The 14,586-nt window shown below is 72.3% G+C and carries 15 protein-coding genes; 6 read left to right on the top strand and 9 right to left on the bottom strand.

Annotated elements, in window-relative coordinates:
• Window positions 1-993: TonB-dependent receptor (locus JNK30_RS22300; RefSeq protein ID WP_293485875.1), on the bottom strand; the 993-nt coding region annotated here is incomplete at its 3' end.
• A 62-nt stretch (window positions 994-1,055) separates the two neighbouring features.
• Between JNK30_RS22300 and JNK30_RS22295 the strand changes: the two genes are divergently transcribed.
• Both JNK30_RS22295 and JNK30_RS22290 read left to right on the top strand, forming a co-directional pair.
• The gene (locus JNK30_RS22295) at window positions 1,056-1,799 is read left to right on the top strand and encodes an SDR family oxidoreductase (protein ID WP_293485873.1); all 744 of its coding nucleotides are present in this window, start codon (window positions 1,056-1,058) and stop codon (window positions 1,797-1,799) included.
• Window positions 1,800-2,011: 212 nt separating this feature from the next.
• Window positions 2,012-2,284 (top strand): hypothetical protein, encoded by a 273-nt coding sequence (locus JNK30_RS22290; RefSeq protein WP_293485871.1) that lies wholly within the window; start codon window positions 2,012-2,014, stop codon window positions 2,282-2,284.
• A 46-nt stretch (window positions 2,285-2,330) separates the two neighbouring features.
• Here JNK30_RS22290 and JNK30_RS22285 read toward each other — a convergent pair whose 3' ends face one another.
• From JNK30_RS22285 to JNK30_RS22250, 8 genes are all read right to left on the bottom strand, one after another.
• Window positions 2,331-3,191, bottom strand: a complete 861-nt coding sequence (locus JNK30_RS22285) for a crotonase/enoyl-CoA hydratase family protein (RefSeq protein WP_293485869.1) — start codon at window positions 3,189-3,191, stop codon at window positions 2,331-2,333.
• Window positions 3,192-3,206: 15 nt separating this feature from the next.
• Window positions 3,207-4,112: a glutathione S-transferase family protein gene (locus tag JNK30_RS22280; RefSeq protein WP_293485867.1), complete on the bottom strand. Its 906-nt coding sequence runs from the start codon at window positions 4,110-4,112 to the stop codon at window positions 3,207-3,209.
• Between the two features lie 8 nt (window positions 4,113-4,120).
• The gene (locus JNK30_RS22275; protein WP_293485865.1) at window positions 4,121-5,635 is read right to left on the bottom strand and encodes a hypothetical protein; all 1,515 of its coding nucleotides are present in this window, start codon (window positions 5,633-5,635) and stop codon (window positions 4,121-4,123) included.
• A 2-nt stretch (window positions 5,636-5,637) separates the two neighbouring features.
• Window positions 5,638-7,497: an AMP-binding protein gene (locus tag JNK30_RS22270; protein ID WP_293485863.1), complete on the bottom strand. Its 1,860-nt coding sequence runs from the start codon at window positions 7,495-7,497 to the stop codon at window positions 5,638-5,640.
• 99 nt (window positions 7,498-7,596) lie between these two features.
• On the bottom strand, window positions 7,597-8,391 hold the full coding sequence (locus tag JNK30_RS22265) for a glutathione S-transferase family protein (RefSeq protein ID WP_293485861.1): 795 nt from the start codon (window positions 8,389-8,391) through the stop codon (window positions 7,597-7,599).
• On the bottom strand, window positions 8,388-9,023 hold the full coding sequence (locus JNK30_RS22260) for a glutathione S-transferase family protein (RefSeq protein WP_293485859.1): 636 nt from the start codon (window positions 9,021-9,023) through the stop codon (window positions 8,388-8,390). Before JNK30_RS22260 ends, JNK30_RS22265 begins: the two co-directional genes overlap by 4 nt.
• Window positions 9,024-9,161: 138 nt before the next feature.
• Window positions 9,162-9,968, bottom strand: coding sequence for an enoyl-CoA hydratase-related protein (locus JNK30_RS22255; protein WP_293485857.1), 807 nt, complete (start codon window positions 9,966-9,968; stop codon window positions 9,162-9,164).
• A 2-nt stretch (window positions 9,969-9,970) separates the two neighbouring features.
• The gene (locus JNK30_RS22250) at window positions 9,971-10,936 is read right to left on the bottom strand and encodes an alpha/beta hydrolase (protein ID WP_293485855.1); all 966 of its coding nucleotides are present in this window, start codon (window positions 10,934-10,936) and stop codon (window positions 9,971-9,973) included.
• Between the two features lie 164 nt (window positions 10,937-11,100).
• Here JNK30_RS22250 and JNK30_RS22245 point away from each other — a divergent pair, with 164 nt between their 5' ends.
• The 4 genes from JNK30_RS22245 to JNK30_RS22230 all read left to right on the top strand — a co-directional run.
• The gene (locus JNK30_RS22245) at window positions 11,101-11,913 is read left to right on the top strand and encodes an enoyl-CoA hydratase-related protein (RefSeq protein ID WP_293485853.1); all 813 of its coding nucleotides are present in this window, start codon (window positions 11,101-11,103) and stop codon (window positions 11,911-11,913) included.
• A 5-nt stretch (window positions 11,914-11,918) separates the two neighbouring features.
• Window positions 11,919-12,683 carry an SDR family NAD(P)-dependent oxidoreductase gene (locus tag JNK30_RS22240; protein ID WP_293485851.1) on the top strand — a complete coding sequence of 255 codons (765 nt, stop codon included), beginning with the start codon at window positions 11,919-11,921 and terminating at the stop codon, window positions 12,681-12,683.
• Between the two features lie 3 nt (window positions 12,684-12,686).
• Window positions 12,687-13,664, top strand: coding sequence for a hypothetical protein (locus tag JNK30_RS22235; RefSeq protein ID WP_293485849.1), 978 nt, complete (start codon window positions 12,687-12,689; stop codon window positions 13,662-13,664).
• A 101-nt stretch (window positions 13,665-13,765) separates the two neighbouring features.
• Window positions 13,766-14,586, top strand: an 821-nt coding sequence (locus JNK30_RS22230) for an aldo/keto reductase (protein ID WP_293485847.1), incomplete at its 3' end; no start/stop codon positions are given.

The following is a 14,586-nucleotide window of genomic DNA, read 5'->3' as shown; positions in this document are numbered from 1 at the left end:
CTTCTCGCGTTCGGTCCCGTCGGTGAGCCGCGCGTCGGCCCCGACCTCCAGGGCCACCGGCCCCTGCGTCCACTGCCACGCGGCGTTCAGGCCGTAGCCGCGCGCCGGCGTCGAGTACTGGTCGTTGGCGGGCGTGGTCGTGGCCCGGTTGGCCGCCACGGCGACCGAGCTGTTCTCCAGGTCGCTGGTCCTAACCCAGCCCTGCAGGCGCCAGCCGCCCACGCCGGACGAGGCGGGCTGCGCCAGGGTGATCGCCGCCGAGGTCCCCGAGGCGTTCGACCGGGCCCCGCGAAGCCCGGCGTTCTGGCGCACGCTGAAGGCCGACAGGCGAACCGCCGCATCGACCTCGCCGATCCGCTGCTGCACGCGCAGCGCCACCGATCCGTCCTCCAGGCTCAGCCGCTCGTCCGCCGCGCCGCGCCGGGGCCCACGCACGGCGTAGTAGCCGTCGGTGCGCGAGGCCGCGGCCGTCAGCACCCAGCCCGGGCCGCCGCCGACGGCGACGGCGCGGAAGCTGTCGCGCTCGCCCGCCGTCACCTCGGCCGCCGACAGGCCTTCGCGCGCGCCGCGCTCCTGCAGGGCGATGACGCCGGTGAGCGCCCCGGCCCCGTAGGGACCGGCGCCCGCGCCGCGGACCACGTTGGCGCTCTCGATCCCCTCGCTGGGCAGCGCGCTCCAGATCACCCACCCGCCGAAGGGGTCGTTCTGCGGCGCGCCGTCCAGCGTCACCAGGGCCCGGCCCGCGCCCGAGGGCGCGATGGCGCGCAGGGAGAGGCCCTGGGTGGTGGGGTTGGCCGCGCCGGACCCGGTCCGGCGGAACAGCGACACGCCGGGCGCGCTCTTCAGCGCCTCGTCGAGGCGGGCTTCGTTACGCAGGGCCTGGGGCGCGATCTGCACGGCGCTGAACGCCGCATCGCCGCCGAGCGGCGCGAGGCGAGGCGCGGTGACGACCACGGCGTCCACTTGGGCCTGGGGAGGCGGCAGGTCCGGCATAATCTCGCAACTCTGGTATGGAGACGGGCCCGCAGGGCTAATGAGGGTGGAGGAAGAGCGCAATGGGCAAGGTCGCGATCGTCACGGGCGCGGGCTCCGGCATCGGCCGCGCCGTGTCGCTGGCGCTGCTCGGCGCCGGCTGGTCCGTGGCCCTCGCCGGGCGCCGCGAGGCCGAGCTCGCCGGGACCGCCGCCCTCGGCGAGGGGGCCCCGTGCCTGGTCCAGCCGACCGACGTCGCCGACGAGGCGTCGGTCGAAGCGCTCTTCGCCGCCACGAAGGCGCGGTTCGGACGGCTCGACCTTGTGTTCAACAACGCCGGCTCGGGCGCGCCGCCCACGCCGCTGGAGGACCACACGCTGGAGCACTGGAAGCGCGTCGTCGACGTAAACCTGACCGGCGCCTTCCTCTGCACGCGCGAGGCGTTCCGCCTCATGAAGGATCAGGACCCGCGCGGCGGGCGCATCATCAACAACGGCTCGATCTCGGCCCACGTCCCCCGGCCCCGGTCGATCGCCTACACCGCCACCAAGCACGCCGTCACCGGACTGACGCGCTCCACCGCCCTGGACGGCCGCGCCTACGATATCGCGTGCGGCCAGATCGACATCGGCAACGCGGCCACCGACATGACCCGCCGCATGGCCCAGGGCGTCCCCCAGGCCGACGGGACGCTCAGGCCCGAGCCCGTGATGGACGTCCAGGCCGTCGCCGACGCGGTGCTCTACATGGCCGGCCTGCCGCTATCGGCCAATGTGCAGTTCATGACGGTGATGGCGACTCAGATGCCCTTCATCGGGCGCGGGTGAGCCCCCGATATCTGCTCAAGTTATCAGCGATAACTGATCTGTTTGTCCGCAGGCCGGCGCGCTTCGGCGCCCGGGCCTGGTTTACGCTTGCGTCAAGGTAAGCCTAGGCCACGCTGAAGCCGTGGGCGTCCAAGTCCGTGGCGTGAGTTCACGGCCGACGCGCACAGGAAACGCCGGAACAGGGTACTCGAAACCCTAACCGGAACAGTCACATGAACCGCACTTTCGCTCTCATCGCCGCCGCCGCCCTGATCGCGGGCCCGGCGTCCGCGCAGACCGCCACGGTCGTCCTGGCCGGCAAGTCGAGCGCCCAGATCCAGGCCGACATCGCCAAGGCGGCCCGCAAGGTCTGCAGCCAGGCCGTCGTCGGGGCCACGTTCCCGCGCGAGATGTACGCCAGCTGCTACGAGCACGCCGTCCGCGACGCCGTGGCCCGCCTGGCCCAGCAGACGCCGGCGCCGACCCAGGTCGCCGCCCAGGACTGAATCGGAAGCCGAGGGGCGACCGGCGGCCCCTCGGCCCTTCCGCGCGTCAGCCCGCCGCGAACGGGACCGGCGCCGGGGTCTCCACCTCGGCCTCGGCGAAGTTCGCGGCGCGCTTCTCCATGTTGGCCTTCACGGCCTCCACCTGGTTGGGCGAGCCGATGAGCTCGGTCTGCTCGCGGCTCTCCTCGATCAGGATCTCCTGCTGCGAGCCTTCCACGGCGAGGTTCAGCAGGCGCTTGGCGGCGCGGATCGCGTGGGGGTTCTTGGCCGCCACGTCCCGCGCATAGGCCAGCGCCTCGGCGCGCGGGTCGTCGCAGACCCGGGTGGCAAGGCCCATCGCCAGGGCCTCCTCGCCGGAGAAGATGCGGCCCGAGTACGTCAGGTCGCGCGCCACGTCGTCGCGCACCAGGCCCCGCAGCAGCGCCATGCCCGCCATGTCGGGCACCAGGCCCCAGCGGATCTCGAACACCGACAGCTTGGCGTCAGGGGCGATGAAGCGCAGGTCGGCCGACAGCTGCAGCTGGTAGCCGCCGCCATAGGCGACCCCGTGCACGGCGGCGATGACCGGCACCGGAATCTCGCGCCACACCATGACGGCGTGCTGGGCCCGATTGGAGCCGCCCGCCGTGCGGTTGGCGGTCACCAGCGCCCCGCCGGCGCTGCTCTGGCCGCTGGACCGGCCGCCCGAGGCCATGGCCGCGAAGTTCGAGGTGTCGAGGCCGGCGCAGAAGGCGCGCCCGTCCCCCGAGAGCACCACGGCGCGCAGGCCGGGTTCGCGCTTCAGGCGCTCGCCGGTCTGGATCAGCGCCTCGAACATGGCGTTGTCGAGGGCGTTCATCTTGTCGGCCCGGGTCAGGCGCACGTCGGCGACGCCGCCTTCCATCGTCACGGTCACGCGATCGTTCATGGTCTCTCGTCCTCTCTAGCGCTTCGCCAGCACATAGCCGGCGCGCGGGAAATGCACATGCACCTTGCCGACCTCGGCCGCCTCGCGGGCGATGGTCACGCGGTCAGGGGTCAGTCCGACCAGGACGCCCTCGTTGGGGTCCCGGCCATAGTCGTCGGCCATCACGACCACCGGGTCGCCGGCCTTCAGCCCCGAGGGATCGTCGGGATCGCAGGCCGCGGGCGACGGTTCGGCCTCGCGCGCCACGCGGACCGCCTCGGCCGGGGTCATCTCGCTGCGCGTCCCGTGGCCGATGGCGCGAACGCGGCCGGCCCAGGCCTGCGTGCGTCCGAAGCCCGCCAGCAGCTCGCCGGCCTGCCGCGCCGCGGCCCCGCCGGTCCACCAGACGTTCATCCAGGCGCCCACGTCCGCCAGCGACGGCGTCGCTCCGCCCAGGTAGTCGCCGCCGCGCAGGCCCTCCTCCAGCCACGCGGCGTAGGCCCGCCACTGGGCCTTGGCGAAGGGCGCCGCCGCCTTCATCGCCGCCACGTCGAACGGGCGGCCCGACAGCTTCTCGCGATCCTCGGCGAACTCTTTGGGGATGTTGTCGCCGATCTCGGCGAAGATCACCGCGACGCTGGCCTGGAACCAGGTGCGGTCGGCGAACAGGTTCACCGCCCAGTCGGCGCCCCGAACCACCGGCGGCTCCGGGAATCGCCGCTCGAGCTCGGCCAGGATCGCCTGGGAGTCGCAGTAGACGTCCGCGCCGATCTGCAGGACGGGGATGCGCCGGTAGCCGCCCGTGAGCGGGATCAGGTCGGGCTTCGGCATGATCACCGGCTGGATCACCGAGCGCCAGGCGAGGCCCTTGATGCCGAACATCAGCCGCACCTTCTCGGAGAAGGGCGAGGTGTCGTAGTGGTGGAAGATGATGTCGGCCATGGCCGTCTCTAGCTCTCCATCGGGATGGTGACGTCGACGATCGGGGCCAGGGTCTCGATCGCCTCGACCGGCTCGGGCGGGCGCCACGCGAACAGCCGCAGGCGGATCTCGTCAGGCGCGACGTCCACGATCGTGAAGCCGTTGCGCTCCTGCGGCTCCAGCACCGTGGCCATCTGGATCGCCTGGGCGACCTGTGGCCGGGTTCCCCGGAAGGCCGACGGAAAGCCGGGCGGGCCGGTGCCCAGCGGCCCGGTCAGCACCATGTGCACGGGGTGCGCCGGCTTCAGGCCGCCGCTCGCGTCGATGCGGCCCAGTCCCACCGCGTGCAGGTCCCCCGACAGCGCGACCGCGGGCCGGCCCCGCGAGCCGGCGAGCTTCAGCAGGCGCTGGTGCTGCTCGAACCAGGCGGCCTTCCAGCCGGCCTTCGCCCGGGCCGTGGTGAGCTTGCCGTCCGCGTCCAGGACGTCGGGATACCACTCGCCCCACTTGCCGGCGGTCCATCCCCAGGGCGTCGAGGGCGACGGGATCACGTGACGCACGCGCGCGTCGCGGGTCCGGCGTTCGATCCAGGCTTCCACCGAAGGCGGCAGGAATCCCTGGTCCGTCAGATAGCCCCGGCAGTCGTAGAGCAGCACTTCCGCGAGCCGCCCCCAGCGCAGGGCGCCGAAGCTGGTCCCGCCGCCCGGAAGGCCCGCGCCGTCGAGGAACGGCGGCCAGTACATGGCCTGCAGCGCGTCGGTGAGCGCGCGGCGGAATCCGGTCGGCGGGAACGTGCCCGCGCCGTCGTTGAACTCGTCGTTCTCGAAGTAGTCGTGGTCGTCGCGGATGAACCACACCGGAGTGGACCGCAGGTCCGTGCGGTAGAGGTCGGCGATCTGGCGGCGGCCGACTTCCGCCACGATCCGCAGGTTCTCGGCCGAGGCCGGGCCGGCGGCCGGATCGAGCAGCCCGATCTGGGCCTGCAGGGCGCGCGTCTCGGCGCCGCTGGGCCGGCGGAAGGCGGTGTCCTGGTCCCAGTAGACGTGGTCGCCGTTCACGATGGCGACGTCCGGCGAGAAGCTGAGCCCCCGCGCCAGCAGCCGCCGGCGCGCCGAGATGGCGAGGTTGCGCGGCCCGTCGGCTCCGCCGGCGCAGGTGAAGGCCAGGATGCGCAGGCGCCCGGGCGCGGCGTCGGGCGCCGGCAGCGTTCGCAGCGTCCAGGCGTCGGTCGCGCCAGCCTCGGTCTCGATCCTCAGGTCGTAGGCCGTGGACGGCCGCAGCCCGCCCAGGTCGAAGCGCCAGTACCGGCCGCCGTCGGCGGTGGGTCGCGCCGTCGCCGCGCGGGGACCGCCGACGAGGCGGGGCGGCGTGCCCAGCGGGCGCGTCGTGGTCACGGTCAGCCGGAGCGCGTCGTGGCCGGCCGTGGGCAGCAGGTGGGCCACGGGACCGGCCGACCAGGCGCCCTGCCCCCGCGCCGCGCCGGCCGCCAGCGCCGCGCCGGCGCCGGCCACCACCTGCCGCCGATCGGGACGGATCGCCGCCATCGCTAGACCACCACCACGCCGGGACCAGGCGGCTCGGCGTAGAGCGCCTCCACCAGCGCCTGGCGGCGCTCCAGCGTCGCCCGTTGGTTCACATAGCCTTTGTCGGTGATCTCGCCGGCGTCGATCGAGGGCGGCTCGGTCATGACGATGAACCTCGCGATGCGCCGCGACGAGCCGCCGGCCGTCCGGTTGAACTCGGCGATCCGCTCCCGCAGCAACTCGGCCAGCCTTGCCATCGGGTCCGCGCCGAGCGTGGGCAGCGCCGCGGGCGACGGCCAGATCAGGGCGCCGGCGAAGGGCTTGTCCTGGCCGGCGATCACCATGTCGAAGGCGTACGGCGTGCAGGCGGCCACCAGGTCGGGGCGCAGGGTGCCCACGGACACCCAGGTGCCGCTGTCCAGCTTGAAGTCCTCGGTGACGCGGCCGTCGAACACCAGGCCCAGCTCCGGCTTCTCGGGGTCGAGGAAACGGCAGGCGTCGCCCAGCTTGTAGAACCCTTCCTCGTCGAAGGCGGCCGCCGTCTTCTCAGGGTCGTTGTGGTAGCCGCTGGTGACGGTGGGCCCCTTCACGCGCACCTCGAGCTTCGAGCCGTTGGGCACGAGCTTCAGAGTGATGCCCGGAAGCGGCAGGCCGATGAGCCCGACCAGGTCGGTGATCCAGTGCACCACCGTGATCCCCTGCGTCTCGGTGGCGCCGTACATGGTGGTGAGCGGTATGCGGTAGCCCGTCTCGGCGATGGCCAGCGCCTGCAGGCGCTCCGAGACGTCGGTGGACAGGGTGGCGCCGCCGTAGCCGCAGTAGCGCAGGTTCCTGAAGAAGCTGCGGCGCAGCTCGGGGTCGCGCTCCATCGCCTCCACGAGCATGCCGAAGGCCACCGGCGCCGAGCCGAAGACCATCGGCGAGACCTCGTAGAGGTTCTTGATCGTCGTCTCGAACTGGCCCGGGATCGGCTTGCCTTCGTCGAGGTAGAGGGTCCCGCCGGACCAGAGGCAGCCGTTGAAGCTGATGTTGCCCGCGGAGATGTGGCTCCAGGGCATCCACTCCAGGCTCTGCGGGACGACGCCGGGCTCCGGCGGCTCGGCGCGCAGGCCTTCCGATCCGGCGATGACCCCGGCGAACATGCCGTGCGTCTGCGGCACGCCCTTGGGCATGCCCGTGGACCCGGACGTGAAGAGGTACTTGGCCACCGTCGAATGGCCGATCGCCTCGCGCGCCGCCTCCACGGCCGCGGTGGGCGCCGTGGCGGTCAGCTCGGACAGGGGGATCGTCCCGGCCGCGCCGTCGGCGCTGACGAACCGCACATCGGGGTCCAGCGCCCGCAGCGTCGCGAAGGCCCGCTCGAACATGCCCGCCGCCTCGGCGTAGACCACCTTGGGGCGCACGACCCCGAAGCAGTGCTTCAGCTTGGCGTGGTCGGTGGAGAGCAGGCTGTAGGCCGGGCTGATCGGCGCGATCGGCACGCCGGCGGTGTAGCAGCCCAGCATCATCAGGCCGTGGTTCACCGAGTTGGCCGAGAGCACCATGACGCTGTCGGCGCCGGTCAGGCCCTGGTCCAGCAGCCACTGCGCGACGCCGTCCGCCGCCCGCTTGGCCTCGCCGTAGGTGACGCCGCGCCACGGTCCGTGCCCGGGCTCTCGCTGCAGGATGCAGGGCCGGTCGGGATGCTCGGCGGCCCGCTCTGCCAGCAGGTGCGCGATCGAGCGCGGCCCCTCGCCCTGCGGATGGTTGGAGCGCACGTAGTAGACGCCCTCGGCCGTCCGCTCGACGCTGATGTCCGGCGCCTTCTGCGGCAGCGGCTTGAAGGGCGGCGGCGCGGCCCTGGGCGCCTCGTTGGCGAGCAGCGCCTGGTCGTCGGCGGGCATGCCCGTCCTCCTGTTTCTCCTTGTGCGCCGAAGCCTTACGCGTCCCCGAGGGCCCTGCAACCGCGACGCCACGTCAAGGCCGAGCGCGGGCGCGCGACCTCAGCCGAAGGCGGGGGCGAAGCGGATGTTGTCGCGCTCGAGCCCCTTGAGCACCACCTCGACACCGCCGGACTTGATCATCCATTCCAGGCGATGGTCGCGGTACTCGCGCTTGAATAGCCCCTTCTCCACCAGCTCGGCGACGTTGCCCATGGAGGCCCCCGCCGCGTTCAGGGCGGCGATGTCGGCGACGCAGGCGGCCACCGAGGGCCGCGCGTTCGCCCGCGCCAGCCACGCCGCCAGCCGCGAGCCCTCCGCCGGCGGATTTCCGTGCCCGACCGAGCCGTTCACGTAGGGAACCACCGACAGGTCGCCCCAGCCGAAGTCGTCGCCGTTGAACCACGCCCGGTCGCCCAGCTGCCGCTCGAGCCAGGCGAAGAAGCCTTCGGTCTGCGCCTTCGCCGCGGCGAACAGGGCCTCGGCCGCCGCACCCTCGGCGCGCCGGAACCAGCGGATCTCGGAGAGGCCCCAGTTGATCGCCTCGAAGTGGGTGTCCATCACCTCTTCCAGCATGCGGACGCGGGCCCGCTCGGCGGCGGCGGCCGGACGCATGGGCGCCTGCGGATAGGCGTCGTCCAGGTATTCGAGGATGATCGTGGAATCGAAGATCCGGACATCGCCGTCGACCAGGGCGGGAACCTCGGCGCGGGGGCTCGCCTCGACGAAGTCGCCCGCGGCGCCGCCGGCGCCCAGGCCGCCGGGCATCTGCGTCTCGAAGGCCAGACCCTTCTCGCGCAGAGAGATCTTCACCTTCTGCGCATAGGGCGAGAACGGGTGGTCATAGAGCGTGATCATGACGAGAGCGCCTGCTGGAGGTCCATCTTCTGGGCGGCCTTGGCGGCCTTGAAACCGTCGCGGCCGGAGATGCGGGCCCAGTACGCCTGGATCGCGGGCGACCACTTGCCGTCCAGCTTCAGCTGGCGTGCGAGAAGCAGGGCGTAACCCACGGAAATGTCTGCCGCCGTGAACCGGCCCGCGCAGAGATAGTCGGCGCCCTGCAGCGCCCGGTCGACATGCCGCAGACGGCTCAGAAACCACTGGGCGTAGTCGTCGGCGACCACCTCGGCCTTCCCCGGCTCGAACTGCCGGTAGCGCAGCACCAGCGTCTGCGGAAAGGTCAGCGTCGCCTCGCCGAAGTGCAGCCAGTTCAGCCAGGCCCCGTAGGCCGGGTCCTCGACCGGCACGGCCAGGTCGCTGGGGCCGTAGCGCGTGGCGAGGTACTGCACGATCGCGGCGCTCTCGCTCATGAATGTCTCGCCGTCCCGCAGGGCCGGGATCGTCCCGAGCGGATTGACCTCGAGGTAGGCCGGCTCGCGCACCCGGGGCGGGAACGGGAGCAGGTGCAGCTCGTACGGCAGCCCCAGCTCCTCCAGCGCCCAGAGCGGCCGGAACGACCGCGCGTCCGGGCAGTGCCACAGCTCGATCATGAGAGATCCTCTCCTTCTCCCTTCCTCCCGGATGGAAGAAGGGCCGGGGGCGGCGACACCGCCATCCAGCCCTCCTCCATCGAGGCGGAGGGTTGAGACACCTGCCGACGGCCCGTCACGGCGGCCGGCTTCCGCCCATCACCCTTCCCGCTTCGAGTAGACCGGCTTGCGTTTCTCGAGGAACGCCGCGACGCCCTCGCCGAAGTCGCCGTCCGAGCTGGCCAGGATCTGGTTGCGGTCCTCCATGGCGATGGCGGCTTCCAGGCCCTGCGCGTCGATAGCGTGGTTCAGGCATTCCTTGGTGAGCCGCAGGCCCAGCGGCGTGGCGTGCAGCATGTCGTCGACATAGCCCTGGGCCTCGGCCTGGAGCTGGTCCTTCTCGACCACCTTGTTGATCAGCCCCAGTTCGTGCCCGCGCCTGGCGTCGATGAAGCGGCCGGTCAGCATGTACTCGGCGGCGACCGAGGCCCCCACCATCCGCGGCAGGAAGTAGCTGACCCCGATGTCGCAGGCCGACAGTCCGATGCGGATGAAGGCCGCGTTCATGCGCACGTTCGGCGTGGCGATGCGGATGTCCGAAGCCAGCGCCAGCGCAAAGCCGCCTCCGGCCGCCGCCCCGTTCACGCATGAGATGATCGGCTGCGGACAGCGGCGCATGGCGATGACGATCTCGCTGATCTCGCGCTGGCTTGTCAGCCCGGCGCCGATCGAGCGCCGCCCCTCGCGGTTGCCGCCGCCCGTGCTCTCCTTGAGGTCCAGGCCCGCGCAGAAGGCGTTGCCCGCCCCGGTCAGCACGACCACACGGACGTCGCGCCGCCAGTAGAGGCCCACGAAGAAGTCCCGCAGCTCCTTCACGAGGTTGCGCGACAGGGCGTTCAGCCGGTCGGGCCGGTTCATGGTGGCCCAGATCACCTCGCCGTCCTGGCGCAGTTCGAGGTCAGCCATGGTCAGAGCCCTTTCAGCCAGTCGACGAGGATGGTGTTCACTTCGGCGGGCCGCTCCTGCTGGGTCCAGTGGCCGCAGCCGGGCAGGACGTGGGCGCCGCGCAGGTCGGTCACGTGCTCGCGCATCATGGCCGAGGGGTCGGCGATGCGGCCGAAGCCGTTGAACGCCGGGTCCCGGTCGCCGCCGATCAGCAGGGTCGGCATCTCGAGCTTCCGGCCCTTGAACTGCTGCAGCCAGGCCCAGTCGCGCTCGTGGTTGCGGTAGCGGCTGATCGGGCCGCGGAAGCCGGAGCGCTCGAACTCGCCGACGTAGTAGTCGAGGTCCTCGGCGGTCAGCCAGGCGGGGAACTCGCCGGGGTCCTTCATGCCTTCCAGCAGGCTCGCGCCGTGCTTCTTGGCCGGCCAGCTGCCGTCGGGCGCCTCGCCCGCGATGCCGAAGTAGAACTTGCGCAGGAAGTCGCGGACGTCCTTCTCGGCCTCGGCCTCGGGCGGGCCGACCTCCTGGAACCAGGCCTGGTAGAAGAAGTGGCCCTTGTCGGTGAACAGCGCCTTGAAGATCTCCGTGAACGGGCGCTCGGGGACGCCGCCGAAAGGCACCGAGAGGCCTGCGACCGCGCGGATCGCCTCGGGCCGCGACAGGGCGGTGTTCCAGACGATGGGAGCGCCCCAGTCGTGGCCGATCAGAATCGCGGGGGCATCCGGCTGCAGGGACCCGGCCACGCCGGCGACGTCGGCGGTGATCGACTCCATGTCGTAGGCTTCGATGGGATGCGGCTTGTCCGAGCCGCCGTAGCCGCGCACGTCCATGGCCGCGGCGGTGAAGCCGGCCTGCGCCACCGGGCCCATCTGGTGTCGCCAGGAATACCAGCTCTCCGGGAAGCCGTGGACCATCAGGACCAGCGGCCCCTCGCCTTCCACGGCGACGCGGATGTTGGTCCCGCCGGCGTCTATGTTGCGGAATTCCGGCATGCGCGCCTCCCGAACGCTGGTTCGGCGCCATGCTTCGACGTCCCGGCGAGGGCTGGCAAGACTGACGGTGCGGCAGGCTCCGTAGGGGCCGGCGACGCTGACGGGGCGTCACCGTTGACCTGTCCTCCCGGCGGGCGAACAGTCGCGGCAACGGAGGAGCGCCCATGGTCTCGCTGACCGAGAAGAGCGCGCGGTTCGAGAACACGATCGTCACGGTCGAGGACCACGTCGCCACCATCACCCTGAACCGCCCGCACCGGCGCAACGCGCTGAACTTTCCCGCCTACGACGAGCTGGAGCAGAGCCTGCGCGCCGCCGCGGCCGATCCCGAGGTCCGCTGCGTCGTGCTCACCGGGGCCGACCCCGCCTTCTGCTCGGGCGACGACGTCGGCGAGATCATGGCCGGGCCGAAGCCCGTCTCCCGCGCCCCGATGCCCGTGACCTTCACCGCCACGCCCGCCGCCATGGCGGCGCTGGAGTGCGACAAGCCGATCATCGCGGCGGTGAACGGCGCGGCGGTGGGCTGGGGCATGGAGCTGGCCCTCTTCGCCGACATCCGCTTCGCCTCCGAGAAGGCGAAGTTCGGCGAGCTGTTCGTCAAGCGCGGGCTGGTCTGCGATGTGGGCGGATTCTACCGCCTGCCCGCCGTGGTCGGCCCGGCGAAGGCGGCCGAGCTCCTCTTCACCGGCGACGTGATCGACGCGGCGGAGGCGCTGCGGATCGGCCTCGTCACCGAGGTGACGGCGCATGACGACCTGCTGCCCCGCGCCCAGGCGCTGGCCGCCAAGATCGCCGCCAACCCGCCGCTGGCCGTGCGGCACCTGAAGGCGGGCCTGTCGAAGTTCGCCTACGGCGACCCGCGCGAGATCGGGGCCTGGGCCATCGAGAAGATCCGGCTGCTGATGCAGACCGAGGACCACAAGGAGGGCGTCGCCAGCTTCATGGAGAAGCGCGAGCCCCATTTTCAGGGACGCTGACCACCATGACCACCCGATCCGTCGCCGGCTCCGTCGTCCTCGTCACCGGGGCCGCCTCGGGCATGGGCAAGGCGACCGCCGAGGTCTTCGCGGCCGAAGGCGCGCACGTCGCCGTCACCGACCTCAAGCTGGAAACCTGCGGCCCGGTCGCCGAGGCCATCCGGCAGTCCGGCGGGACCGCCGAGGCCTGGGCCCTGGACGTCGCCGACCCCCAGTCGATCCAGGACGTCGTCGACCAGATCGCGCTGAAGTTCGGCCGTCTGGACATCGTCGTGAACAACGCCGGCATCTCGGCCTTCTCGCCGATCGACTCCGAGGACTACGACCGCATCTGGGGCCGGGCGATGGACGTGCTGGTCACCTCGCACCAGCGGATCATCCGCGCCGCCCTGCCCTACCTGCGCCAGTCGCCGGCGGGCCGGATCGTCAACATCGCCTCCACCGAGGCCCTGGGCGCCACCAGCCGCGACAGCCCCTATTCGGCCGCCAAGGCCGCGGTGACGGGCCTCACGCGCGCCCTGGCCGTGGAGCTCGGCCCCGAGGGGATCACCGTCAACTGCATCTGCCCCGGGCCGATCCTCACCGGCATGACCGAGGGCATCCCGGACGCCGACAAGCAGACCTTCGCGAAGCGCCGCACGGCCATGCGCCGCTACGGCCGGCCCGAGGAGGTGGCGCACGTCACCCTCAGCCTGTGCCTGCCGGCGTCGTCCTACATCACGGGCGTCACCATTCCGGTTGACGGGGGGCTGATGGCGCGCAACGCCTGAGGCATGTGGCTGCGCCTCGTCCCGCTCGTCCTGCTGCTCGCCGGCGCGGCGCAGGCCGAGACCTACAGGGCGCCCCGCACGCCGTCCGGACAGCCGGACCTGCAGGGGATCTGGGATACGGATTCCATGACCCAGCTGCAGCGTCCGAAGGGGTTCAAGGCGCTGATCGCCACGCCTGAGGAGGCCGCCGCCTACGAGGCCAAGCGCTACGGCCGCTACGACAAGGTGGTCGCGCCGGTCGATCCCGACATGCCCGCTCCCGAGCCCGACGGCGTCACCGACGACGACCGCCTGGACCGGCCCAGTGGGCTGTCGCGCATCCGCGGCGAGATCCGCAGCTCGCAGATCGTCGAGCCGGTGGACGGACGTCTCCCGTACACGCCGGAGGCCCGCGCGGCGGCCGAGAAGGCGCTCAAGGACGAGGAGGTCTACGACCACCCCGAAGGGCGGCCCTTCGACGAGCGCTGCCTGCTGGGCGGCGGCGGCGGCGTGGCCCCGCCGATCATGAACCGGCACCACATCCTGATCGTGCAGACGGCCGACCATGTCGTGCTGTTCGGCGAGCAGAACCACGAGGCGCGCATCGTCCGCCTGGGCGACCGCCGCCACCTGCCCGCCGCGATCCGGCCCTGGATGGGCGATCCCGTGGGCTGGTTCGAGGGCGACACCCTGGTGGTCGAGACCACCAACATCAGCCCCAGCGACCGCTGGCGCTGGAGCGCGGGCGACTGGATCATGCTCACGCCCGCGGCCCGCATCGTGGAGCGCTTCACCCGCACCGGACCCGGCGAGATCCTCTACAGCTACGTGGTGGACGATCCCGGCGCCTACACCCAGCCCTGGCGCGCGGAGCTGCCGCTGACCGCGAGTCCCGGCCCGCTCTTCGAGTACGCCTGCCACGAGGGCAACTACGCGCTGGCCAACATCCTCGCCGGCGGCCGCGCCAAGGACCGCGAGGCGGCGCGCGGCGCGGCGCCCTGAGGCCGGCCGACGCGGCGACGCCGCCGCTCCGCGCCACACGCTTGCCCATGTCGCCGCCGTCCCGCAGGGTCGGGACCGGGGTCCGCACGGGAGCCGCCGACATGCCGAACCGACGCCACGTCCTCGCCGCCGCAGCCCTCCTGGCCGGCTGCGACCGCGAGCCCGCCACGGCCGCGCAGACCGCAGGAGAACCCCCCATGCCGACCGCGCCGCCGCTCACCCGAGCGATCCCGTCGACGGGAGAGGCGCTCCCGGTGGTGGGCCTGGGCACCTGGCAGGCGTTCGACATCCGGCCGGGCGGCGAGGACTGGGCGGAAGCCCGCCGGGCGCTGGCGGCCTTCGTCGAAGGCGGCGGCAAGGTCGTCGACTCCTCGCCCATGTACGGTCGGGCCGAGGCGGCGGTCGGCGCCCTGACGGCCGAGTTGGCCCTGCGTCCGCGCCTGTTCCTGGCCACCAAGGTGTGGACCCGCGGCCGCGACGAGGGCCTGCGCCAGATGGCCGAGTCCGGCCGCCTGCTGCAGGCGCCGGTCGTCGACCTCATGCAGGTGCACAACCTGCTGGACCTCGAGGTTCATCTGCCCAGCCTGCGCGCGGCCAAGGACGCCGGCCGCATCCGCTATCTGGGCGTCACCCACTACACCGAAGGCGCCTACGACGACCTGGAGGCCGCCATGCGCCGCCATCCGCTCGACTTCATCCAGATCAACGCCTCGGTCGCCGAGCGCGAGGCGGAACGGCGCATCCTGCCGCTCGCCGCCGAGCGCGGCATGGCGGTGCTGATCAACCGGCCCTTCGCGGGCGGCGACCTCTTCAGCCGCGTCCGCCGCCTGCCGCTGCCGTCGTGGGCGGCCGAGATCGGCGCGGCGAGCTGGGGACAGATCCTGCTGAAGTACGTGCTCGCCAATCCGGCGGTCACCTGCGC

Origin of the sequence: Phenylobacterium sp. (genome assembly GCF_016793225.1) — a bacterium.
In the GTDB taxonomy this organism is placed as follows: domain Bacteria; phylum Pseudomonadota; class Alphaproteobacteria; order Caulobacterales; family Caulobacteraceae; genus Phenylobacterium.
This window is presented reverse-complemented; position numbering and strand designations above follow the sequence as displayed.

Bases quoted from the DNA above. Each gene is read 5' to 3' on its own strand.
- JNK30_RS22295 (WP_293485873.1), top strand. From the start codon at position 1,056: ATGGGCAAGGTCGCGATCGTCACGGGCGCGGGCTCCGGCATCGGCCGC.
- JNK30_RS22235 (WP_293485849.1), top strand. From the start codon at position 12,687: ATGTGGCTGCGCCTCGTCCCGCTCGTCCTGCTGCTCGCCGGCGCGGCG.
- JNK30_RS22275 (WP_293485865.1), bottom strand. From the start codon at position 5,635: ATGGCGGCGATCCGTCCCGATCGGCGGCAGGTGGTGGCCGGCGCCGGC.
- JNK30_RS22260 (WP_293485859.1), bottom strand. From the start codon at position 9,023: ATGATCGAGCTGTGGCACTGCCCGGACGCGCGGTCGTTCCGGCCGCTC.
- JNK30_RS22280 (WP_293485867.1), bottom strand. From the start codon at position 4,112: ATGGCCGACATCATCTTCCACCACTACGACACCTCGCCCTTCTCCGAG.
- JNK30_RS22290 (WP_293485871.1), top strand. From the start codon at position 2,012: ATGAACCGCACTTTCGCTCTCATCGCCGCCGCCGCCCTGATCGCGGGC.
- JNK30_RS22285 (WP_293485869.1), bottom strand. From the start codon at position 3,191: ATGAACGATCGCGTGACCGTGACGATGGAAGGCGGCGTCGCCGACGTG.
- JNK30_RS22250 (WP_293485855.1), bottom strand. From the start codon at position 10,936: ATGCCGGAATTCCGCAACATAGACGCCGGCGGGACCAACATCCGCGTC.
- JNK30_RS22255 (WP_293485857.1), bottom strand. From the start codon at position 9,968: ATGGCTGACCTCGAACTGCGCCAGGACGGCGAGGTGATCTGGGCCACC.
- JNK30_RS22240 (WP_293485851.1), top strand. From the start codon at position 11,919: ATGACCACCCGATCCGTCGCCGGCTCCGTCGTCCTCGTCACCGGGGCC.
- JNK30_RS22270 (WP_293485863.1), bottom strand. From the start codon at position 7,497: ATGCCCGCCGACGACCAGGCGCTGCTCGCCAACGAGGCGCCCAGGGCC.
- JNK30_RS22265 (WP_293485861.1), bottom strand. From the start codon at position 8,391: ATGATCACGCTCTATGACCACCCGTTCTCGCCCTATGCGCAGAAGGTG.
- JNK30_RS22245 (WP_293485853.1), top strand. From the start codon at position 11,101: ATGGTCTCGCTGACCGAGAAGAGCGCGCGGTTCGAGAACACGATCGTC.